Below are 21500 nucleotides of genomic sequence, written 5' to 3'. Positions count from 1 at the left end.
CTTTCATAATTAATCTCTACGTAAACTACCTTTTTTAACTTTAGTTGCTGCATAAGCTTTAAGCAAGATAGTTCCTAAAATAAGGATAGAGATTGAGTTAGTGATGGTTGCAGTTGCTCCTTGTAAGAAAACTTTGTTTTGAGGTTCACTGTAAATCAAAATATCTCCAACTGGAGCGATGATTAACCAAGAAACAACGTTAGCAATAATTTGGACAATGTTAAAACCAATCATTTGTTTAGTAGTGAAAACACCGTTCTCTAAATCAAGACGCATACCATAGAGTCCGATAATTAAACCTAGAACAGCAGTTGCAAGGACCCAGCTCCACCAAGTTTGTCCATACATTAAGAAATCACTTAGGGCATGACCAATGAATCCCACGGAAAAACCAACAACTGGTCCATAAATGGTTGCAAGCAATGCTAAAAATGGATACACAATTTCAATGTTAGTGTTTGGAATACCAGTCGGAATTGATGTGAAACGAGCTAAAATAACATAAATGGCAGCCCCAATACCAATTGCAACAACACTTTTTACTGATAAGCCTTTTTGATTATTCATAATTTTCCCCCGTAAATAAATTATTCTTTTATTAAATCAATTTTCCAATCATTTCCTGTACCAATATTATACGTATCCGCAAATGAAGCTTGGTTTAAGGCGATGCCGACATTAACTAGTGAATTAATATAGATTAAAGGATCACTGATTGGTGCATCGGAAAAAGACCGGACAAAAGGTATTGTATCATGATAATAAACTTGGTCTTGATAAGTAATAGTAACAGTAAGTTTATCACCGCGTTGAATATTCGCCTTTTTAATTAAATCATAAGGAATATTAGTCCATAAAGAACCAAAGCGAATATCTAAAACATCAATTGATCCGCGTAGATGATCGTTTTCTAGACTAGCCTCAGTAAGTGGTAGTTTAACAACCGAAGTTGGATCTAATGTTTCACCTAAATCTTCAAAAGATTTTTCTCCCTCAGCGAATAAAGCCCCATTGTAAGCATAGATGTCACGGCCATGAAAAGTGTTACTTTCTGAAGAATATGGAAGACGATTCTTTTGTTCATCAATCTCTCGTACTTCTTCTAGCCCCATATAAGTTGCAACATGAGTTAAGGAACCATTGTCTGGTGTAATGATAAAGTGGCCACTTTTGGTTTTAGCGGCAATACTTTTTCGGTTAGATCCCACTCCTGGATCAACAACTGAAACAAAAGTCGTTCCTTTTGGCCAGTACTTAATAGTTTGATATAGACGATACGAAGCAGCCCAAATATCATAAGGCGGAATCTCATGAGTTAAGTCGGACACAATAACATGTGGCGCAACCATATGTGCTACTCCGTGCATGGCACTAACAGCCCCATCTTTTAAGCCAAAATCAGTTTGTAGTACTAGAAAATGATTTGTTGTCATCAAACTCCTCCTCTTTAATATTTTTTTAATTACTAATAATTTACAATGTAATTAAAAATTCGTCAATAAAAAATCCGTACTATTTTGCTATGTAGGCGCATATAGTACGGATTTAATGAGATGAATTAATTTTTAGGATTCTTTTGCCATTTTAAACCAATCCCCGTAACCCCGGAAAGAATTGAGAAAAGTGGGGAAAGTAAACTAAAGAAGGTAAAGGGAATGAAGGCTAAAACTGGAACACCGAGAGTAGAAGCGGCAAAAGAACCAGCTACTCCCCATGGAATTAAGTAGTTAATTACACTTCCTCCATCTTCAAGAACTCGACTTAAGGCAAGTGGGTGAAGCCCAATTCGGTCGTAAGCTTGTTTAAAGGCACGACCAGGCAAAATTACTGATAGGTATTGTTCACCAACAAATAAGTTGATACAAATGCCTGAAAGAATAGTAGTGATGACTAAACGGCCCGGTTTTTTGAGATGTTCAACTAGCGGTTCCATAGCAGTTTGAACAATATTGAATTTCATGAGGAGTCCACCAAGAGATAAGGTGGCAATAATTAAACCAACAGTATCCATCATGCTGGAGATACCACCTCTGGTTAAAAGGGCGTTAACAGATGAATCACTAGTTTTTGCTACAAAACCATTCATAATTAAGTTAGTTAAGTCAGTAATAGATTGGTGCGGATTTTGAATAAAAATCATAATGACTGTAACAGTAATGTTTAAAAATAAGGTAGGAATTGCGGGAATCTTGCGCCATGCACAGATTAACATCAATAAGATTGGTACGATTGCCCACCAAGTAATATTAAAGTTATGCTCTAAGATAGAAACGGTGTGATTAATTTTTGAAGCATCGATTGAACCACTGTTTCCTAGAATCCAAAAAAGGATTAAAGAAACAACAGAGGCAGGAATGGTGGACCACATCATGTTCTTTATGTGGGCAAATAATTCACTTTCTGCAACTGCAGAAGAAAGATTAGTTGAGTCAGATAAAGGGGACATTTTATCTCCAAAAACTGCTCCCGAAATAATTGCACCAGCAACAAGAGCTGGATTAGCATTCATACTAGCTCCAATTCCAAAGAGTGCAATACCGACAGTTGAAATTGTTGTAAAGCCACTTCCGATAGCAAGACCAACAATTGAACAGACAATAAAGACAGATGGAACAAAAAATTGACCACTAATTAGGTGGAAGCCCAGTACCATGATTGATGGAATAATACTTCCTTTAATCCATAATCCAATTAAGGCCCCAATTAAGATAAAAATAAAAATTGGAATAATAGCTACACCAATTCCTTCTTTGATTCCGTCTTGAATTGAAGACCAATCATTTCCACGAATTCTAAGCCAAAATAATAATAAACATACTGTAAATAGAACGGGAACTTCCGGCATCAGTCCAAACTTAATAACTGAAATGCCTAAAATAAGTAGAAGCAAGAGTAAGATAATGATCGCTTCTGGAAAAGAAACTTTCTTTTTCATAAAAATCCTCCAATAAAAAAGTCCTGTTGAAATTAATCAACAGGACGCATTACCGTGGTACCACCTATTTACTGCAGATTGCAGCACTCTAATCAGGTGGTAACGGCACTGATTGTGGCCGAATAAAGATGAATCGTTGTAATTCGTAACTTATGCCTGACTGGTTCGCACTTCACCACCAGCTCTCTGACGCTTAACATAAGCACTACTGTGACGATAATTATTGCAATTATGATAGCAAGCTTAAAAAAAGATGTCAATGAATTTATTAATAAAAATAATAAGATTTCGAATTATGTGGTCTGAGCGGTAAAATAGATAGGTATAGAAAAACTAAAAATTTAAATTGAGGGATTAAGATGAATGATATTTTAACCACCAAAGAATTAGGAAAAAATTTTAAACATAAGCGTGTTCTAGATCAAATTAACCTTAATGTTCCGACTGGCAAAATCTACTGTATTATGGGACCAAATGGAGCAGGAAAATCGACACTATTAAAAATAATTAGTGGAATTGAAAAGCCAACTGAAGGAGTAGTTACTTTCAAAGATAAAAATTGGAAGAGAGAAGATTTAAAAGTAATTGGCTCCTTAATTGAAGAGCCTGGATTGTTTGATAACTTAACAGTTGAAGAAAACATCAAATTAAAACTAAAACTTCACCGTATTGAAAATAAAAATCAGGAACAAATATTAAATACATTAGGTTTTGGTGATCATAATCATGAAAAAGTCAAAGGCTTTTCTACAGGGATGAGACAGCGCTTAGGAATTGCCTTGGCTTTTATGGGAAATCCTGATTTAGTTATTTTGGATGAACCAACAAATGGTCTTGATACTTTTGGTATTCATGAGTTGCGTGAGCTTTTGATGCTAGAGAAAAAACAAGGAAAAACAATAATTATAGCTAGCCACATGCTTTCTGAAATTCAAAAGGTTGCAGATCGAATTGCTATTTTAGGTGATGGAAAATTGCTCCTAGAAGAAGATTATGAACCAGAAACAGATTTAGAAGAATTATTCATCTCAACTTTAGAAAAGGCAGGCATAAAGCATGACTAATATTTTAAAAGTTGAATTTTTAAAAACAAAACATAGTGTAGTTCGCTTATTAGTATGGCTACTACCAGTGATTGCTGTTTTGATGATGACTGCTGTTTTCTGGGATAACCAATATCTAGTTCAATTAATGATGGGCCAATGGAGTTACTTCTGGTTAAATATGTCAATTGGACTACTTGTTGGTCTTAGTACTTATTATCAAAAGCAAGCTACAAAATTTAGAGAAATACTGACATCTCCACAAGACTTATTGAGCTATGAAATTGGGAGAATTCTCCATGGAATTATTCAAGCATGTATCATGAGCGTGATTTTTATAGTTTTGATGATCTGCGTTCGTTTTATTTTTTCGAGTACCGAAGAAATAAGCTTAATGATTTGTTCAATAATTGGAGTTTTATTAGCATCTTTATGGCTGGTGCCATTTTATTCTTGGCTCGTACGAATTACTAATCTATATTTTGCATTAGGAATTGGTTTTTTAGGATCTATTTTAGCAATGTTTTTAAGTCATACAACTTGGAGCATGTGGTGGCCATTTGACTGGGGGATGCTCTTAAATAATCTGTGGATAAAAGGCGACTTTGTCTTTGGATCATGGAGCTTAGTAATTTGCGGCTTAATATTAGGAATTATCTTAAGTATTTTTAGTGCGTACTCTTTTAAAAAGCAATAATATTTTTTAGTAAAATAGTAACAAGTATCTAAATATTGAGGATTGAATTATGCAAAAAAATCAAATAGTTGACTTAGAAATTACAGACTTGTCTTATGAAGCAATGGGGGTTGCTCATCTAGATGGAATGACGGTTTTTGTAAATAACGCTCTTCCAGGTGAGATTGTTTCTGCCAAACTTTTAAAAGTAAAGAAAAATTTTGCTTTTGCTAAAATTGAAAAAATTAAAAAAGAGAGTCCAGATCGGATTAACGTGAAACTTCGCCAATGGGTTCAAACGGGGCTAGCATCTCTTGCTCATATTAAATATGATAAACAGCTTGAATTTAAACGTAATCAAGTTGTTAATTTACTACATAAAGCAGATTTAGATAATGTTAAAGTAGGTCAAACGATGCCTAGTCCAGAAGAAACAGGTTATCGGAATAAGGCACAAGTGCCAGTACGTGAAGTTAATGGCAAGCTTGATATTGGATTTTTTAGAAAACATTCTCATGACTTGGTGCCGTTAACTAGCTTCTTTACTACGGATCCAGAGATTGACCGAGTTTTAATTAAGGTACGCGACATTTTGAGAAAGAATCATGTTCCTGCATATGATGAGATTCATAATAAGGGAGAAGTTCGCTATCTTGAAGTTCGCCGCTCTAAAGCAACGGGCGAAATTATGGTGATTTTAGTATGCTTACATAAAGATTTTCCACAATTAAAAGAAGTTACTAAAGAAATTAGTGAGATCAAGGGCGTAACTAGCGTAGTTTTGAACCATAATCCTAAAAAGACGAATGTGATCTTAGGTAAAAAAGATTACTTGCTTTGGGGAGAACCACAAATTACCGATAAAATTGGAGATGTTAGTTTCAAAATTTCTCCACAAAGTTTCTTTCAAATTAATTCTCTTCAAACTCCACGTTTGTATGATTTAGCTATTCAAAAAGCTGATCTTAAGCCGGATGATGTCGTAATCGATGCTTATTCTGGTATTGGTACCATTGGGCTTAGTGTGGCTAAGCACGTTAAGGCAGTGCGGGGGATGGAAGTCATTGAGCCCGCTGTTGAAGATGCTAATGCAAATGCTAAATTAAACGGCATCACTAATGCAGAATATGTTGTAGGTAAAGCAGAAGAAGTAATGCCGCGCTGGGCTAAAGAAGGCTTAAAGACTGACGTCATCTTTGTTGACCCACCTAGAAAAGGTTTAACTCCTGAATTTATTGACGCTGCTGTGGAAACAAATCCCAAGAAGATTGTTTATATTTCATGTAATCCAGCAACCATGGTGCGTGACTTGCAACTCTTCAAGGAACAAGGTTATGACTTTGATGAAATTGATCCAGTTGATATGTTCCCGCAAACTCCTCATGTTGAAGCTGTAGCAGTCCTTGAACGTACAGAAAAATAGGTTATAAATGCCGGCGTAACGGCATTTTTAGGTAATCGGAAGTGTACTAATTCCTCTTTTGGTGATTGGAATTAGTACACTTTTTGCTTGTTGAGCTAGAGGGTCGAGTGGACAACGTGCTGGATTTTTAGGTTGTGTAGATAAGTGTCCGTTTTGGGGAGTTGAGTTGGTTAAGTTGATGAGAGAAACAGTAATAGTTGACTATATTGCAAAAATTAAACCAATAAATGCGGATAAAATTGAAGCACAGGCGCATGGAATAGCAACATTCAGTGAAAATGGTAATAGCCTTCATATTCATGTGGAAATATTTGATACGCCTGCCAATATTGAACATTGGGAACATTTCCATGGATTTCCAGATGGGAAACAAGCTCATGTTCCGACGCTAATGCAGGATGTGAATCATGATGGCTTTATTGATTTACCTGAAACAGAGGCAGTATCTGGGACAACGATGGTTCATTTTGATGATGCACCACAAGAAATGAACATTCCCCATGATGGCTACCCGTTTGCAGATAAATACGGTCATTATGAATATGATAAGGATGTCCCATTAAAAGATTTACAAGTAAAATTTAAGCAAGCATTTGGTAGTGACGATCTTCAATTAGACAAACGAGTAGTTTATGTTCACGGCGTACCAGCGGATCTTAAATTGCCATCTAGCGTTGCCGGTAATGTTATGAGTTATGATGCACATACAACTTTGCCAATTGCTGCTGGAGAGATTAAATTGGCACATTAATTTTTATAGAACTGAAATTTGAAAGCCAGAGTCCATGCCTTTTGCATGGTTTCTAGTCTTTTTTGTATATTCTCTCTTTTATTAAACGAAATTTACACGATAAAACTGTGATTTTTTGCTTAAAAGATAAATATAAAAAGACACTAGTATCTTGATAATAGTCAAGTCACCTAAATTGTTTTTTACCTATAATGTGTAGTGTCAAGAAAGGGAGAGGGGAAAAATGATTAAGTTACAACAATTTTTTATGAGGTACAAAAAGCAGCTTTTGCTTGTTAATACTATTCTGCTGTTGCTTGCTGAAGGATCTAAATGGCTATTGCACATGAATTTACCATACCAGGCTTTGATGCTTATCGTGGGGATTGTCGGAGTACTTCCAATTGCTTTGACGGCTATTTCATCTTTAAGGGTTAAATTAATTTCTATTGATGTTTTAGTATCGCTGGCGGTAATCGGTGCCTTCATTATTGGTAAATTTAATGAAGCAGCCATTGTTACTTGGCTATTCATGTTAGGAGATGTACTGGAAGAATTAACCCTAAAGAAAACCCGGTCAGCCGTTGCTGATTTAACCAAAATGGCACCACAGACTGCGTTAGTTGTTCAAGATGATGGCTCAACTGAGAAAGAAGACGTCGATTTCATTGATCCTGGGGAGAAGATTTTAGTTAAAACTGGTGATCAGGTTCCAGTCGATGGCAAGGTTATTTCAGGTTCCGGTTATCTTAATGAAGCCAGTGTTAACGGTGAATCTAAATTAGTTAATAAAAAAGCCGGTAATGAAGTATATGCAGGAACTATCCTTGAAAACGGTACATTGACTGTCGAAACTACCGCAGTCGGTGAAGATACGACTTTCGGTAAAATTATTGAAATGGTTGAAGAAGCACAAGATACAAAGTCACATACAGAAAAGTTAATTAATCGGTTTTCCAAATATTACACTCCTGCCGTACTTGTAATTGCGATTGCTGTGGGCCTAATTACTAAAGATCTTAAGTTAGCTATTACGGTCATGGTGCTGGGCTGTCCAGGTGCTCTAGTTATTGGTGTACCAGTATCTACAGTTGCTGGTATCGGTAATGGTGCTAAAAGCGGCATTATGTTTAAAGGGTCGCAAGTAATGGATCAAACTCACCGGATTGATGAAATTGCTTTTGATAAAACCGGCACTTTGACTGTTGGACATCCAGAAGTTAGTGCAATTGAGGTATTAAATGGGTCCAAAGATGAAATTATTAAATTAGCTGCTCAAATTGAGCGTCAAAGTAACCATCCCTTAGCTCAGGCAATTGCCAAATTAAATAAACAAAAGCCAGCTTCAATTAAAGTGGAAACTGTTAAGGGTAAGGGAATCATCGCCATTTTAAATAATCAAAAATATTATTTAGGTAACCAAGACTTAATCGTTGAAAATACCCGTATTAATGCAAAATTGGATAAGACAATTAATCATTTGAGTCAATTAGGTAATTCAATTGTCGCTTTTGCTAATGAAGACCAAAGTCAATTAGCTGTTTTTGGCATTAAAGATCAATTGCGCCCAGAAGCTAATGCTGCTTTAACCCGCTTAAAAGAATTAGGAGTTAAAAAGTTAGTTATGCTTTCTGGAGACAATCAAGAAACTGCTGAACGAATTGCGGCGAAGTTGTCGATCGATGAAGTTCATGGTCAAATGTTGCCACAAGACAAGGCTGCTTTTGTTAAAAAAGAAAGAGCTAAGGGACACCATATTGCTTTTATTGGTGATGGGATCAATGATAGTCCGGCCTTAGCTAATGCTAATGTTGCAATTGCCGTTGGTAGTGGAACGGATGTTGCTATTGAAGTTTCAGACATAGTTTTAGTTAAAAATGACTTGCGGAAGATTGCTTATGCCCTTGGCTTATCCAAGAAGACAATTTTGAACATGAATGAAAATATCGGGATGGCTTTACTGACAGTCTTATTGTTGTTCATCGGTTTGTTTGCGGGTTATGTTGAAATGGCAAGTGGGATGTTTATTCATGAATTTAGTATCTTAATTGTTATCTTGAACGGAATGAGATTAATCAAATTTCAACAAAAAATTGATGATCATCAAGTTTATAATCAACAAAACAAAGTAGCATTAGATATGTAAATTAATAAGGAAGAGGGAATTTAATCATGGAAAAAGTAATGATGAAATTATCTGGCATGACCTGTCCTTCATGCTTAAGCAAAATTGAAAGGGCGGTTGGTAGTTTGGATGGAACCGACCAAATAAAAGTTTTATTCAATGCAGGAAAGCTAAAATTTACGCTGGATCCTGATAAGACTAAAACTGTTGACGTCAAGACAGCTATTGAAAAAATGGGTTATGAAGTACAAGGAATTAAGGAAAAGGAGCTTAACTGATGAATGCAGAAGAAAAATACCAGGCGGAATTGAAGCAAAGCGACCTTGATCACCATCAGCCAACTGCAGCTGCTATGACTGGTCACATTATTTCTAACTTGTTAATCCATTCTTTAAAGATTAACCAAGCTAACTTATTTGCTAAAGGATCTGCTAGTCTTTTTTTAGGCGAAAAAGCTGCTGGTTGGATTGCTTATGAACGTCAGGAATTTGACCAATTGAATCACTTATTGGTTAATAATGGTGAAAGTATTCCAATAATTACAGCTCAATTTAAGGAATATACTATGCTAGAAGAAGATGGCAGTAGTAAATATTTAGCAGGTGATAAGCAATTGGTTGCCTTGGTAAAAGATTTTGATACGCAAACGCTCTTCATTACTAAGGCAATTGCTTTAGCTAACAATGAAAGTTGGCTAGAATTATCTGCTAATTTAATTAATTTAATGGCTTGGATTAAGGAGCAAATTCGGGTAACTCAAGACTTCTTAGGTCATGAACTAAAAGAAGGATTGTATGTCGAAGACGACGATGATGACTTTTAATTAAAGGACGATGAATTTAATGGCTGATTTATGTGTTAACTTAGTACCACTATTTAATGCCTTACCTCAGGATGAGAAGATGCAAATCGAAAAATTAGTTCAGCATAAAAACTATCAAAAGGGTAAAGTGATAATTAATCCAACGATAAATGATAATTTAGTAATTGTCGCTGATGGTAACGCTAAGCAGTACACCTTAGATGAAGACGGCTATGAGAATGTTTTGCAAATCTTGCATACAGGTGATTATATTGGTGAGAATTGGCTTTTTGGTCAAAAAAATATCAATAATTACGTCGAGGCTACGGAACACAGTGAAATTTGTTTATTAAAACGGCAGGATCTACTGAAGCTGATGCATAAACAGCCAGAATTAAGTATTCGATTATTGGAACTAAATATTGTTAAAGTTTCGGAAATGCAAAAACAAATTCACTTGTTGGCTTTGCCGAAGGTTGAAGACCGGTTATTAAAGTATTTACAAACATATGCAGATGAAATTGGTAAAAATAATTTTACCTTACCCTTAAAAATGAAGGACTTAGCCTTATACCTTGGAACAACACCTGAGACCCTGTCTCGTAAATTTGCTTTATTAGAAAAGCAAGGTCAACTGAAACGTCAATTACGTCGAATTGAATTATTCGAAAATTAGTTTAATTAGGCAATTATTGCTTAGTTGATAATATACACGTTATATCAGTTTAGAAAATAAGAGAAAGGCGGGTCATATTATATGCAAAGTGAATTTCAAAAAATTTTTCAAGAAATTCAAGCAGATCCTGATAATGAATCTTTTACAAAGCAAGGGATCAAGTCACTTTACTATGCTTCTTCATCTGCCAGAATAAATATTATTGGTCAAGCACCAGGACGAATTGCCCAAGAAAAAATGAAATTCTGGGATGATCCTAGTGGTGATCGTCTTCGGACCTGGTTAGGAGTTTCGAGAGACGTTTTCTATTATTTTGTCAAAAATTAGAAAATGCAGACTTCCAAAACTTTTTAAATCTTGTAATAAGCCACTGCGTAATGATATCGAACACAATAATATTCCGCAGGAAGTGAACTCTAAAACTATGGTAAATATGATACTCAGTGAAAATACTTGGAATCTTCTTCAAAGTATAATTCACAAGTATCCTCAAGAATGCTTTTTTGATCCTAATCATTTTACTAATGAAATATATTTATCGATTTATCCAGTACTAAAATCTTCAATGATTTTTGGGAGAAAATGTATTAATTATGTTATGCAGGGTTTTGATCTTCATTGGAAGTTTCAAGATATAAGTAAAGCGGAAGAGGAGAATACTTTTCACCCTGAACTAAATTCAGTGAGTAAGGAATGTGAGAATTCTTTATACTTTACAAGGTACTGGTTACCAATTGAAAGACAGAATAAGATGGTGATTTAAATTGAGGGATGAATTTTATAAAGTGGATGACGGTACCACACTTTGGAGTGATGACAAAAAGTATTACTACGACAATGATTATTACCCTAATGTGAGGTTAGTTCGTAGTGGTAATCTTTTAAAAGATGAAGATCACAATAAGACGTATGAAATCGTAAATGGCAAATTTATATATTTAAGAGAAGATAATTTTCAACATATCGACGGCAAACCTTATGTTTGGTACAGGTAGCATCTTGTTAGAGTTTCTCACAAACTCACTGTCTTGATTTATGGCACCAATAGGTTTCCACAGACTGATTAAAATTCTTAACTCTGAGTAACGTTGAAAATGCTTAAGTCCATGGGTCATAACGGTTGTGTGGATATAAGAGCTACCATTACACAGACATAGTCAACCGCGCCACATGACCGTTTAGCCCCAATGTGCAATTGTCAGAAACCAGTCACTGCATGTTGAAGTTGTAGCAGTACTGGAGAAGAAATAACGATTATTAAAATAAAAAAATGCTGTATGCTTTGTAAAAAACATGCAGCATTTTTTTGTCTCAAAAGGGTTGAGGATTTTGATATTCAAGAATTACAATTAAAGAAAGATAATAAACGAAAAAGCTCTATTAAAAACTGGCATAACACGAAAAGGAAAATATTATGCATCATCTAAAAAAATTTGTTCTATATACTATCATGGCGCTTTGTGCTTTTTCATTACTTTTATTTGTAATACCGACCGATAAGATGAGTCCAGGAAGTCGAAATACACCGAAAGAGCTTAAAAGCTACATGAAGTCTCATCATATTAATGGGGTAATGTTAGTCAGTGGCAAAGATGGAAAACCAGTTGTAGTGGAAAATAACGAAACTACTAATAAAGAAAAGATAGTGAAGGCTAATCAATTGTTTCCAACTGCTTCTTTACAAAAAATTATGACGGGGACTGGAATTTACCAACTTCAACAAAAAAAGCAACTCAATTGGAATACATCTTTAGCTAAATATTTCCCTCAAGTTCCAGGAAGCAGTGATATAACGATTCGGGAATTAATGAATCATACAAGTGGATTGATTAATAATGCTCGTCCATCTGCTCCGCTTAAAAACCAGCAAGAACAAATTGCGTATATGCTTGATCATATGCAATATGATCATCTTCATACTTGGGATTATCAGGATGTGGACTATGAATTATTAGCAGCAATTATTAGTCGAGAAAGTAATTTAACTTATAATAATTACATTCAAAAGCAATTTGCTAAGCCTCTTCATCTTAACCAGATAAAAGATTTTTCCGAAGTTAATAAAAAAGAAATTCCGCAACCATTAAACGAAAATGTTAGCTGGCATACAGTAACAGTGACTACATCTTCTGACTTTGGAGCAGGAAATTTATTTATATCTCCAAATGATTATTGGAAATTCGTTTATAACGAAGTTTTAAAAGACCCTAAGATGATTAACCAATTTTCTCAGCAAACTAAAGGTCAAGAGGTAGCTTACTTTGGCGGAGTATATTTTAAGGGAAATATAATTCGCGCAGAGGGGAGTATTCCGGGATATAATTCCTGCTTTGTGGCTGACTACAAAACTAAGCAAATGATAATGCTTTTCTCTAATAATATTGACTATCTAACTTTAAAGAGAACATCTGATTATATTTTGCATCATTATTATGGAGAGTTGTAATTATTACTTTTGTATACTTCATTTTTACCCATGGGATTAAATATATGAAAAAAACTTTAATTACTCAGATTCCAGAAGTTTTACCAACCGAGATTAGAAATTTTATCTCTGGATCACCAATTTATAACAGTTCCTCTTCACCTGAAGCAAGGGTCTATTTTGTAGATAAAGATGAGGGCTATTATTTAAAAAGAGCTAGACTGGGAAAGTTAGAAAAAGAAGCTAAGATGACGCAGTACTTTTATTCAAAGGGACTTAGCGCAGAAGTATTAGATTATACTGCAAATGATTATGATTGGCTTTTAACAAGGGCAGTGAAGGGCGAAGACTGTGTTTATTCAGAATATCTCGCAAATTCGGAACGCTTATGTGATGCCATTGCTTGCGAATTAAGAAGACTGCATGAAACAGATTACACTGATTGTCCGGTTATGGAGAAAACTAGTGAGTATTTAGCAACTACCGAGAAAAACTACCAAACAGGAAATTATGATAAGTCGGCTTTTCCTGATAGTTTTGGTTACCGATCAGCAGAAGAGGCACATCAGGTTTTGGAAGCAGGAAAAGATGCTTTGCAGGACAAAGTTTTACTCCATGGGGATTATTGTTTACCAAATATTATTCTTGATAATTGGAAGTTCTCAGGATTCATTGATGTTGATTGCAGCGGAGTTGGCGATCGACATATTGATTTGTTTTGGGGCATTTGGACACTCTGGTTTAATTTGAAAACTAATAAGTATCGTGATCGCTTTCTTGATGCGTATGGAAGAGATAAGGTAGATGAGGCACTACTGGATGTGATTGCGGCAGCCGAAGTGTTTGGGTAAGAGTAATTTTTAGATATTTTTTTCTGAAAAAAAGTGATTCTTTGCGTAATTAATATTGAAAAATATTAATTTGGAGAAAAGCAAATGAATGAAAAAGAAATTCTACAACAGGTAAGAATCACTATGGACCCAGTGTTTAAATGGGTGATGGAGCAGAAAGATAATTGTTTGAGGTTTGTACAAGCAGCTTTACCAGAATTAAATATTGTGGAGATCAAGTTTCAAACACAAAAAAAGATGCATGAATACTTAAATTCTAAAGCAATCGTCACAGATATTTTGGCAAAAGATAATCAAGGTAGAATTTTTGATATCGAAATGCAAATTACAGTTCCAAATGAACTAGGAAAAAGGATTAGATATTATCAAGATGTGCTTGATGTTTCTTATACACCTAAAGGTACTAATTATAAGGATCTAGTAGAAACCTATATTATCTTTATTTTTACTGAGGATCCATTTGGATATGGTTATAAAAAATATACTTCTAAGGGAATTGCATTTAATGAGACTAAAGATCTATTCTTGCAAAATGGTACCCACTTAGTTATGCTTAACCCAAAAGGAATAAAAGGCCAAGTAACACCAGATATGCAGCAATTTTTTGATTTGGAGCAAGGTATTTTTAGTCATAAAAAAGGCTATGCAAAACAATTGCAAGATTCGATGGTGGATTTTTCAAGAAGTCCAGAGAGGATGAAGCAAGTGATGACATTTCAAGACAAGCTCGATGATATAGCAGAAGCAACAAGAAACAAGACACTAAAAGAAGAAAGTATTAAAAGACTAAAGGACAATATTTCTATGCTAAAGAAGTTTGGAATTAGCGCAGAGCAGATTCGATCAGAAATGTTGCAAGAATATAGTGATGTACTGACTTCCGAAGAGATTGAAAAGTGTTTATCAGTTTTAGAAAATAATGATATAAAATCTTAAGACCAATAACGAGGATACAATTTATGAAACAACTCGATCAATATAGACTAGATTGTGCTCAAAAGCAAAAAAGAGGTCTACATTTTATTTTGGCTTCAGTAGTTATTTGGTGTGCAATGACGGTAATTTATTTTTCTGGATTGCCAATTCTTACTAAGAATCTTTTTGCCTTTATTTGTACGGGGATGTTATTACCACTATCATTTTTAATTTCAAAAATAATTAATGTGGATTTTCAAAATAAAGATAATCCTTTGTCCAATTTAGGCCTTCTTTTCTCACTAAATCAATTGCTTTATTTATTAATTGCAATGTGGATTTATCCTACAATTCCTGAAAAGATGATTATGGTATTGGCAATTATTTTTGGTGCGCATTTAATGCCGTTTAGCTGGTTATATAGATCAAAAGTATATTTTGTTTTATCAATTATTATTCCATTTTTTGCATTAATCATTGGACTTAATTTTGATCCTGCTATTTTGTCAATGAGTATGGTAGGGGTTGAAATTATCTTTTGCGTACTTTTAAGTATAGAAAATCGAAGGCTGAATTCTTGGATTGCTGATTACAATTAGACTATAAAAATAGCATGATTACTCTAACTTTCAGTAATCATGCTATTTTTATAGTCTCAGTTTTATGTATAAATATAAATTATGTGAATTAAGGGACAAAAATGTCTGTTGAAATGGACATTTTTTTACTTTCGTGACCATTAGCAATTGCTAAACTTAAGGTAAGGAGGGAGGAATGATGTCTAAAAATAGCAGTAAAATTATTAGCATTTTAGTAAAGTCTGGACGTTTTATGACGTCACAAGAATTGGCCCAAATTATTGGTGTTTCATCTAAAACCATTTATCGAGCAGTGAATAAAATAAACCAAACTTACGACTTTCCGATTATTAAATCTGAAAGAGGGAAAGGATATCTTTTGGATTATGAAAAGTATCTGGAGCTAAGTGATGGTTTTCACGAAAAGCCCCACTTAATGATTCAGTCACCTTTGGAAAGACGAAATGAAATAATCATTAAATTGCTTTTTAGTGCACCATTGTCGGTTAATGTCAAAGACGTTTATGCTTCATATTATGTAAGTACCGAGTTGATTCGCCAAGATTTACTTACAATCAGCGAATTATTAAAAAAATATAGCTTAAAATTAGCCCATGAAGGTAATTACGTAGTTATAAAAGGTGAAGAAGAAAATATACGTAGAGCAATTAATAATGCACTTATTCAAAGTAAAGCAATGAATATGGAAAGTATCAGTGATTTGGCAAATGAATTTGAAGATTTGAGTAGCTATGATAATCAATTTTTAACTACACAAATTGAATGGATTCAAAAATCACTTCATACTACTGTTCCTTATCCCTATAATGTAAATATTTTTTCTCATTTATATATTTTCGCAAATTGCAATAATAAATTGAACACTTTTAGTTAAGCTGCTTGATAGATTAGATCTAATTCTCTTTCAAAGATTTCATCTGGTGTATGATAGGCCAGTATCTTTCTTGGCAAAGAATTGCACCAGGTTTCAATATTAATGATGTCTTGTAAAGAATAGTTAGCTATTGCTTCTCCCTTAGGAATGAATCTGCGAATAAGACCATTGTGTCTTTCAACTGTTCCCTTATCACAAGAAGTGTAAGGATGGGCATAGTAAACCAGTGTATTGGATACTTTTTCTAGGTTGGAAAGATCTGCAAACTCTGAGCCATTATCAGTGGTAATGGTTTTAAAAATATCATTCCAATGTTCGCTGTATTGCCTTTGGAGTTCTTTAAAGGCCTGCATGACACTGACAGAAGTCTTGTCAGGAATACGAAGAATTAAAAACTCACGACTCATACGCTCAGATAAGGTTAGCAGTACCTCATCATCTTTGCTCTTATGTCCGAGAACTAAATCGCATTCCCAATGACCGAATTCATTACGTTTATTGATCTCTTTAGGACGTTCTTCAATGCTTCTGCCAAGTTTTTTCTTATTTTTGCGAATACGATGAAGCTTAGTATTGCGTTTAAGCTTCTCTGGCAAGTCGTAATTATAAATTCCTAATAAGCCTTGATCAACGTAATTATAAAGAGTTTTGGTGCAGACAACATCGCTGCTAGCGAATTCGCCAACAGCAGTAGCACGATTACTGCACACATCAAGCGACCAGCCATCTTTAAAAAAATGCTTGTGGACATAGCGCATGAATTGAGCTTTCCTGAGAAAGTCTGATTTGCGCCCACAATTTTTACGATGAGCTTTATATGCATCATGCCCTTGAGTAGCCTTATATTTTTTGACTTTACCATGATACAGTTTTACAGTGCCACGCTTAACCTCATAGCTGATAGTAGAAGGAGAACAGTTAAGTTCACGGGCAATTGCACGCAAAGAATAGCCATCTTTCAAACGCAATTGAATAATAACTCGCTCTTCAAATGATAAATGCTTGCCTTTAACGTGCTGGTTCATGGTAGAATGTAAAGAGTCCATTTTGACCTCCAATAGAAAGTTTTTGTGGTTATTAACATTCTATCAAACAGGTCCGAATGGACTTTTTATTTTTTATCAAGTGTTCAATTTAATTTTACAATCAGCGATTTATATATTTTAATCAAAAGATTTAGAAGAGGAAAAACAGTTCAGTATAAAGACAAAATAAACATTGGAAATAAATATCATCACTTAAAAGAACATAATTCTATTTTTTGGAAAGTTAGTAATGACGTAATTCATAATACTGCTGATTATGTTCACCGAGAAATACCTACTGCCGAAATCTACTATTTATTAGAGTATCTTATCTCTATGCGTTACAATCATGATTTTGCCATTGATGATAAGATTTCTGCAGATTCAAAACGTCTAGCTAATTATTACATTGCAGGTTTTAACTTAGATGTGAATAATCCAAAAACAAAAGCTTTAAAAAGTGATTTGATTAGTCATATTCGTCCAATGTATAACCGTCTAAATAATCACATTATAATTGCTAACAAATTACTTGATGATATAAAAAGCGAATATAGAGAAACATTTAGTAAATTAAAGACCTTAAGCTCTAAAGCTTATAGCAATAAATATTTACCATGGAAAATTAGTGATGATGAAATTGGTTTTCTAACTTTGTATTTCGCTAAATACTTTGAAGAAACTAACTTTACAAAAAAAGCTATCGTAATGTGTGCTAGTGGGATAGGCACTTCAAAACTACTATATGCAAAGATTCATCGAAATTTTCCCGATTTAGATTTAATAGGAACTATTTCTAAAAATGAGTATGAAAAAAATTCTACTCAATACGCTGATCTTGACCTTATTATTTCAACCATTCCTGTCCTTCCTCAAAATAATGAACAGGTTATTCTTTCCAGTGCTATGTTCAATACTCAGGATAAAAATAGATTGAGTAGGTATTTGAATGAAAATAAAGTTAGTGAAACTAAATAATATTAGCAATTATGAACAATGGCTTCAGCAAACTATTTCCAGTCTTGATCTTTCATCTGGACTAAGCACTAATTTATTAAACTTACTCCATGAACGGGATGCTCTAGGAAGTGTGCAGATTTCTGAACATGTAATAATGCCCCACATAGTAACGCATGAAATTACTGAAAGCATAGTAATCGTGAGTCAATTGAATAAACCTGTTAGCTATTTTACTAGTAATGGTATCAATATTGCTATTTATATATTTTCATGCCCTGATGATAGTTCAATCATATCGCTAGTTAATTGTTTAGTAGATGAGAAGATAATTAGCAGTCTTCAAGACCCTACATTATCTTCTAAAGAATTAGAAAAATTATTTAATTTAAGTGTAGGAGAAAAAGATGCTTTTTGATAAAAAAGTTGTACTTTTTGACAAAAATCCTTCGACTAAAACTGAAGCATTGACTGAATTGGCCGATGAGTTATACAAAGTCGGAGCTGTAACTAAAGAGTACACACCGGCTATATTAAAACGCGAATCCAGCTTTCCAACAGGATTAATGACACAAACGATGGGAGTAGCCATTCCGCACTGTGATCCAGATAAAGTTATTGTTCCTCAGATTGGATTTATGCGTTTAAAAGAATCAATTACCTTTCATCAAATGGGAGACAATACTGAAATTCCAGTTAATATGATTTTTATGCTGGCTTTGAAGCAATCAGATAGTCAGCTTACTATGTTACAGAAATTAATGGCTCTCTTTCAAAATCAAGAGGCCATGAATGCTCTTCAAAGTATTACTTCAATTGATGAATTTATTTTAGTGATGAAGAAAAATGGCATTATTAATTTAGATTAAGAGGATAAGATTATGAATGCGATTAGTTCAGGTTTGCAATGGTTTGTTAACCTTGGAGCTAGTGTTATGCTCCCGATACTTTTATTTGTTTTTGCGTTAATTTTACGGATAAAACCAGGTAAAGCTTTTAAAGCAGGCTTAACTGTTGGTATTGGATTTGTAGGACTGAATTTAGTAATTGAATTGCTAACAAAGAATTTAGGGCCTGCCTCACAAGCTATGGTTAAGAATTTTGGCTTACATCTTTCAACATTGGATATTGGTTGGCCAGCAGGCTCTGCTGTAGCATATGGTACGGTACTTGGAAGTTTAGCTATTCCAGTTGGAGTTATTACAAATATTGTTTTACTTTTAATTGGATTAACTAAGACATTAGATGTTGATGTTTGGAATTATTGGCATATAGCTTTTACCGGCTCGATTGTTTATGCAATTACAAATGATTTTGCACTCGGAATTTTTACCATGGTAGTGCATATCATGATTATTTATCTGCTAGCAGACATGTCGGCTCCATATATTCAAAAACAATATGGCTTACCCGGAATTTCATTTCCTCAGGGAGCTTCTGATCCAGGATTTTTACTAGCCTTACCATTAAATTGGCTAATGGATCGTATTCCTGGAATGAACAAGATTAAAATTACTCCTAAAACAGTTCAAAAAAGAATGGGGGTTTTCGGTGAACCTTCTGTTATGGGATTAATCATAGGGATTGTAATTGGGATTCTAGCAAAATATTCAGTAGCAAAAGTTCTTCAACTAGGAGTGATTACAGCTGCAGTTTTGGTTTTAATGCCGCGAATGGTGTCACTTTTAATGGAAGGCTTAACTCCAATTTCTGAAGGTGCAAATGATTTTATTAAGAAACGTTTCCCTGGTAGAAACTTATACATAGGGATGGATAGTGCTTTAGCTGCTGGTAATGAGACAGTTCTTTCCTCAGCTTTGATTTTAGTACCAATTACTTTGTTAATTGCAGTTATTTTACCAGGAAACAGTACCCTTCCATTTGGAGACTTAGCTACTATTCCATATATGATTGCTATTATGGCAGCTGTATTTGGTGGAGATATTTTTAGAACGCTTATTGGAGGAGTAGTAGATGTTATCATTACTTTATACATCGCTTCTTGGGTAGCTCCATTTGTCACAGCCTCAGCTAAAGCAGCACACTTTGGCTTACAAGGTGCTAGTTCAATCACAGTTATGAGTGATGGTGGTGTATGGACTACCTGGTTAATTGTTGGTCTTGGAAAGTTAATGACCTGGGGCGGAATTGGCTTAATTGGAATAGTAACGTTAGGTTTTATGATTTGGTTTAACAAATTCCATAAAGCGAAAAATGAAAATACGCTATAAGTTAGATTTTACAAGGAGAAATTTATTATGAAGACTTTAATGGTTGTTTGTGGTAGTGGAGTTGCTACATCTACAGTAGTAGAAGGTAAAATTCGTGATTTTTTAGAATCTAAAGGTGTTTTAGACAAGGTAAAATTGTTAAAAGGAAATATTGCGGAACAAATTAATAATATTGATGATTATGATGCTTTTGTAAGCACAACTGTAGTTCCTGATGATGTTAAAGATAAGGTGATCAGCGGTTTGCCACTTTTAACAGGTATGGGAGCAGATAAAGTTTATGATGAGATTTTACAGAAGTTAGATTTAAACTAAGGTTATAGTGATAAAGTATAAAGATATTTGAAAATTATAGATTAAAAACCTTATTAGATCTTGGTGTAATAAGCCGGGATTCAATGAGGTTTTTGTTTTGAGTAAGGTCAAAAGAGTAATTAAAATATTTTATTGGAGAAAATATTTTTCGATTTTTCTATGGCACCGTTAGTTAAGCAAAATTAACCTATTTAAAATCCGTGTAGCTTGCGTCATAATTATCAGAATAGCCTAAATTAAAAAGGAGGAATAAACATACAAGAATTAAAACTTGAACTGCAAGATACGCAGTGGCCTAAGACTAATATTGATCATGATCGGCAAATTGTTCGAGCTATTGTAGTAGATGAGCAACAGAACTATTATTTTGTAAAAGTTCATAGAGACGATATTTTTGGTACGGGCACTTTCATTGAAACATCTGGTGGTGGGGTTGAATCAGGCGAAGACCTAATAACAGCACTTAAAAGAGAGCTGAAAGAGAAATTAGGTGCCAACGTTAATATTCTTTGTAAAATCGGTACGGTAAGTGACTACTATAACTTAATTCATTGGCATAATATTAACAATTACTTTTTATGTAAAATAAATTCTTTTGGTGAAAAACACTTAACGCAAGCAGAAATTGATGATTTTCACTTATTGACTTTAAAATTAACCTATGAAGAAGCAGTTGCTGCATATGGAAAACAAATTGATACTAAGTTGGGACAATTGATTACCAATCGAGAATTACCAATTCTTAAGCATGCAAAAGAATTGATAAACAATAGTATATAAAAATGAGGTATGAATATATTCGAGTTCATACCTCATTTTTTTTATTTTTTCTATGGCATTATTAGTTCTCAGTTAAGTGAAGTTAACTTATTTAAAATCAGTATAACTTAAGTTATAA

24 protein-coding genes and 1 pseudogene are annotated in these 21500 nt (G+C 34.1%); 21 read left to right on the top strand and 4 right to left on the bottom strand.

Annotated elements, in window-relative coordinates:
* Nucleotides 1–9: 9 nt before the first annotated feature.
* From H0I41_RS07350 to nhaC, 3 genes are all read right to left on the bottom strand, one after another.
* Nucleotides 10–567 carry an ECF-type riboflavin transporter substrate-binding protein gene (locus tag H0I41_RS07350; protein ID WP_004893510.1) on the bottom strand — a complete coding sequence of 186 codons (558 nt, stop codon included), beginning with the start codon at nt 565–567 and terminating at the stop codon, nt 10–12.
* A 20-nt stretch (nt 568–587) separates the two neighbouring features.
* Nucleotides 588–1433, bottom strand: coding sequence for an SAM hydrolase/SAM-dependent halogenase family protein (locus tag H0I41_RS07345; RefSeq protein WP_135014338.1), 846 nt, complete (start codon nt 1431–1433; stop codon nt 588–590).
* Nucleotides 1434–1558: 125 nt separating this feature from the next.
* On the bottom strand, nt 1559–2935 hold the full coding sequence (gene nhaC, locus H0I41_RS07340) for a Na+/H+ antiporter NhaC (RefSeq protein ID WP_011162382.1): 1377 nt from the start codon (nt 2933–2935) through the stop codon (nt 1559–1561).
* Between the two features lie 359 nt (nt 2936–3294).
* On the opposite strand from nhaC, the gene H0I41_RS07335 reads away from it, so the two are divergent.
* The 15 genes and pseudogenes from H0I41_RS07335 to H0I41_RS07265 all read left to right on the top strand — a co-directional run bounded on the left by H0I41_RS07335 (nt 3295) and on the right by H0I41_RS07265 (nt 16074).
* Entirely contained in the window at nt 3295–3999 is a 705-nt protein-coding gene (locus tag H0I41_RS07335; RefSeq protein ID WP_086875101.1) for an ABC transporter ATP-binding protein, read from the top strand.
* A complete protein-coding gene (locus H0I41_RS07330) occupies nt 3992–4675 on the top strand; it encodes a lantibiotic immunity ABC transporter MutE/EpiE family permease subunit (RefSeq protein WP_014567750.1) in 684 nt (227 codons plus the stop codon). The genes H0I41_RS07335 and H0I41_RS07330 overlap by 8 nt, the downstream gene beginning before the upstream one ends.
* A 49-nt stretch (nt 4676–4724) precedes the next feature.
* Complete coding sequence (rlmD, locus tag H0I41_RS07325; RefSeq protein ID WP_011162379.1) at nt 4725–6077, top strand: 23S rRNA (uracil(1939)-C(5))-methyltransferase RlmD; 1353 nt, start codon at nt 4725–4727, stop codon at nt 6075–6077.
* Nucleotides 6078–6270: 193 nt separating this feature from the next.
* The gene (locus H0I41_RS07320) at nt 6271–6828 is read left to right on the top strand and encodes a hypothetical protein (RefSeq protein ID WP_135014345.1); all 558 of its coding nucleotides are present in this window, start codon (nt 6271–6273) and stop codon (nt 6826–6828) included.
* A 223-nt stretch (nt 6829–7051) separates the two neighbouring features.
* A complete protein-coding gene (locus H0I41_RS07315; protein WP_061400659.1) occupies nt 7052–8953 on the top strand; it encodes a heavy metal translocating P-type ATPase in 1902 nt (633 codons plus the stop codon).
* Nucleotides 8954–8979: 26 nt separating this feature from the next.
* Nucleotides 8980–9210 (top strand): heavy-metal-associated domain-containing protein, encoded by a 231-nt coding sequence (locus H0I41_RS07310; RefSeq protein WP_003671691.1) that lies wholly within the window; start codon nt 8980–8982, stop codon nt 9208–9210.
* Complete coding sequence (locus tag H0I41_RS07305) at nt 9210–9755, top strand: DNA-binding protein (RefSeq protein WP_135014339.1); 546 nt, start codon at nt 9210–9212, stop codon at nt 9753–9755. Before H0I41_RS07310 ends, H0I41_RS07305 begins: the two co-directional genes overlap by 1 nt.
* A gap of 19 nt (nt 9756–9774) precedes the next feature.
* Nucleotides 9775–10410, top strand: coding sequence for a Crp/Fnr family transcriptional regulator (locus H0I41_RS07300; protein WP_044496710.1), 636 nt, complete (start codon nt 9775–9777; stop codon nt 10408–10410).
* Nucleotides 10411–10491: 81 nt separating this feature from the next.
* A pseudogene (locus tag H0I41_RS07295) lies at nt 10492–10719 on the top strand (uracil-DNA glycosylase family protein); the annotation flags it as partial.
* A 4-nt stretch (nt 10720–10723) separates the two neighbouring features.
* The gene (locus H0I41_RS07290) at nt 10724–11173 is read left to right on the top strand and encodes a hypothetical protein (RefSeq protein WP_086875098.1); all 450 of its coding nucleotides are present in this window, start codon (nt 10724–10726) and stop codon (nt 11171–11173) included.
* A 651-nt stretch (nt 11174–11824) separates the two neighbouring features.
* Entirely contained in the window at nt 11825–12856 is a 1032-nt protein-coding gene (locus tag H0I41_RS07285; RefSeq protein ID WP_011162371.1) for a serine hydrolase domain-containing protein, read from the top strand.
* 44 nt (nt 12857–12900) lie between these two features.
* Nucleotides 12901–13686, top strand: coding sequence for an aminoglycoside 3'-phosphotransferase (locus H0I41_RS07280; RefSeq protein WP_135014340.1), 786 nt, complete (start codon nt 12901–12903; stop codon nt 13684–13686).
* An 84-nt stretch (nt 13687–13770) separates the two neighbouring features.
* Nucleotides 13771–14622 (top strand): Rpn family recombination-promoting nuclease/putative transposase, encoded by an 852-nt coding sequence (locus H0I41_RS07275; RefSeq protein ID WP_011162369.1) that lies wholly within the window; start codon nt 13771–13773, stop codon nt 14620–14622.
* 23 nt (nt 14623–14645) lie between these two features.
* Nucleotides 14646–15200: a DUF7010 family protein gene (locus tag H0I41_RS07270; RefSeq protein WP_011162368.1), complete on the top strand. Its 555-nt coding sequence runs from the start codon at nt 14646–14648 to the stop codon at nt 15198–15200.
* Between the two features lie 175 nt (nt 15201–15375).
* Entirely contained in the window at nt 15376–16074 is a 699-nt protein-coding gene (locus tag H0I41_RS07265) for an HTH domain-containing protein (protein WP_135014341.1), read from the top strand.
* Here H0I41_RS07265 and H0I41_RS07260 read toward each other — a convergent pair.
* On the bottom strand, nt 16071–17120 hold the full coding sequence (locus tag H0I41_RS07260; protein WP_011161461.1) for an IS30-like element ISLjo1 family transposase: 1050 nt from the start codon (nt 17118–17120) through the stop codon (nt 16071–16073). The two genes, H0I41_RS07265 and H0I41_RS07260, sit on opposite strands and share 4 nt — an antisense overlap.
* 24 nt (nt 17121–17144) lie before the next feature.
* On the opposite strand from H0I41_RS07260, the gene H0I41_RS07255 reads away from it, so the two are divergent.
* The 6 genes from H0I41_RS07255 to H0I41_RS07230 all read left to right on the top strand — a co-directional run bounded on the left by H0I41_RS07255 (nt 17145) and on the right by H0I41_RS07230 (nt 21382).
* The gene (locus H0I41_RS07255; protein ID WP_238461372.1) at nt 17145–18077 is read left to right on the top strand and encodes a BglG family transcription antiterminator; all 933 of its coding nucleotides are present in this window, start codon (nt 17145–17147) and stop codon (nt 18075–18077) included.
* Nucleotides 18049–18474: a PTS sugar transporter subunit IIA gene (locus H0I41_RS07250; protein WP_011162366.1), complete on the top strand. Its 426-nt coding sequence runs from the start codon at nt 18049–18051 to the stop codon at nt 18472–18474. The genes H0I41_RS07255 and H0I41_RS07250 overlap by 29 nt, the downstream gene beginning before the upstream one ends.
* On the top strand, nt 18464–18925 hold the full coding sequence (locus tag H0I41_RS07245; protein ID WP_011162365.1) for a PTS sugar transporter subunit IIA: 462 nt from the start codon (nt 18464–18466) through the stop codon (nt 18923–18925). Before H0I41_RS07250 ends, H0I41_RS07245 begins: the two co-directional genes overlap by 11 nt.
* 12 nt (nt 18926–18937) lie before the next feature.
* Complete coding sequence (locus tag H0I41_RS07240) at nt 18938–20287, top strand: PTS galactitol transporter subunit IIC (RefSeq protein ID WP_011162364.1); 1350 nt, start codon at nt 18938–18940, stop codon at nt 20285–20287.
* A 27-nt stretch (nt 20288–20314) separates the two neighbouring features.
* Entirely contained in the window at nt 20315–20602 is a 288-nt protein-coding gene (locus H0I41_RS07235; protein ID WP_011162363.1) for a PTS sugar transporter subunit IIB, read from the top strand.
* Between the two features lie 255 nt (nt 20603–20857).
* Nucleotides 20858–21382 carry an NUDIX domain-containing protein gene (locus H0I41_RS07230; RefSeq protein WP_044496709.1) on the top strand — a complete coding sequence of 175 codons (525 nt, stop codon included), beginning with the start codon at nt 20858–20860 and terminating at the stop codon, nt 21380–21382.
* Nucleotides 21383–21500: the final 118 nt, after the last annotated feature.

Source organism: Lactobacillus johnsonii (genome assembly GCF_014058685.1).
Taxonomy (GTDB): Bacteria; Bacillota; Bacilli; order Lactobacillales; family Lactobacillaceae; genus Lactobacillus.
This window is presented reverse-complemented; position numbering and strand designations above follow the sequence as displayed.

What these genes read in the sequence shown, in the direction of transcription:
- H0I41_RS07350 (WP_004893510.1), bottom strand. Translation starts at nt 567, where the DNA reads ATGAATAATCAAAAAGGCTTATCAGTAAAAAGTGTTGTTGCAATTGGT.
- H0I41_RS07345 (WP_135014338.1), bottom strand. Translation starts at nt 1,433, where the DNA reads ATGACAACAAATCATTTTCTAGTACTACAAACTGATTTTGGCTTAAAA.
- nhaC (WP_011162382.1), bottom strand. Translation starts at nt 2,935, where the DNA reads ATGAAAAAGAAAGTTTCTTTTCCAGAAGCGATCATTATCTTACTCTTG.
- H0I41_RS07335 (WP_086875101.1), top strand. Translation starts at nt 3,295, where the DNA reads ATGAATGATATTTTAACCACCAAAGAATTAGGAAAAAATTTTAAACAT.
- H0I41_RS07330 (WP_014567750.1), top strand. Translation starts at nt 3,992, where the DNA reads ATGACTAATATTTTAAAAGTTGAATTTTTAAAAACAAAACATAGTGTA.
- rlmD (WP_011162379.1), top strand. Translation starts at nt 4,725, where the DNA reads ATGCAAAAAAATCAAATAGTTGACTTAGAAATTACAGACTTGTCTTAT.
- H0I41_RS07315 (WP_061400659.1), top strand. Translation starts at nt 7,052, where the DNA reads ATGATTAAGTTACAACAATTTTTTATGAGGTACAAAAAGCAGCTTTTG.
- H0I41_RS07310 (WP_003671691.1), top strand. Translation starts at nt 8,980, where the DNA reads ATGGAAAAAGTAATGATGAAATTATCTGGCATGACCTGTCCTTCATGC.
- H0I41_RS07305 (WP_135014339.1), top strand. Translation starts at nt 9,210, where the DNA reads ATGAATGCAGAAGAAAAATACCAGGCGGAATTGAAGCAAAGCGACCTT.
- H0I41_RS07300 (WP_044496710.1), top strand. Translation starts at nt 9,775, where the DNA reads ATGGCTGATTTATGTGTTAACTTAGTACCACTATTTAATGCCTTACCT.
- H0I41_RS07285 (WP_011162371.1), top strand. Translation starts at nt 11,825, where the DNA reads ATGCATCATCTAAAAAAATTTGTTCTATATACTATCATGGCGCTTTGT.
- H0I41_RS07280 (WP_135014340.1), top strand. Translation starts at nt 12,901, where the DNA reads ATGAAAAAAACTTTAATTACTCAGATTCCAGAAGTTTTACCAACCGAG.
- H0I41_RS07275 (WP_011162369.1), top strand. Translation starts at nt 13,771, where the DNA reads ATGAATGAAAAAGAAATTCTACAACAGGTAAGAATCACTATGGACCCA.
- H0I41_RS07270 (WP_011162368.1), top strand. Translation starts at nt 14,646, where the DNA reads ATGAAACAACTCGATCAATATAGACTAGATTGTGCTCAAAAGCAAAAA.
- H0I41_RS07265 (WP_135014341.1), top strand. Translation starts at nt 15,376, where the DNA reads ATGATGTCTAAAAATAGCAGTAAAATTATTAGCATTTTAGTAAAGTCT.
- H0I41_RS07260 (WP_011161461.1), bottom strand. Translation starts at nt 17,120, where the DNA reads ATGGACTCTTTACATTCTACCATGAACCAGCACGTTAAAGGCAAGCAT.
- H0I41_RS07250 (WP_011162366.1), top strand. Translation starts at nt 18,049, where the DNA reads ATGAAAATAAAGTTAGTGAAACTAAATAATATTAGCAATTATGAACAA.
- H0I41_RS07245 (WP_011162365.1), top strand. Translation starts at nt 18,464, where the DNA reads ATGCTTTTTGATAAAAAAGTTGTACTTTTTGACAAAAATCCTTCGACT.
- H0I41_RS07240 (WP_011162364.1), top strand. Translation starts at nt 18,938, where the DNA reads ATGAATGCGATTAGTTCAGGTTTGCAATGGTTTGTTAACCTTGGAGCT.
- H0I41_RS07235 (WP_011162363.1), top strand. Translation starts at nt 20,315, where the DNA reads ATGAAGACTTTAATGGTTGTTTGTGGTAGTGGAGTTGCTACATCTACA.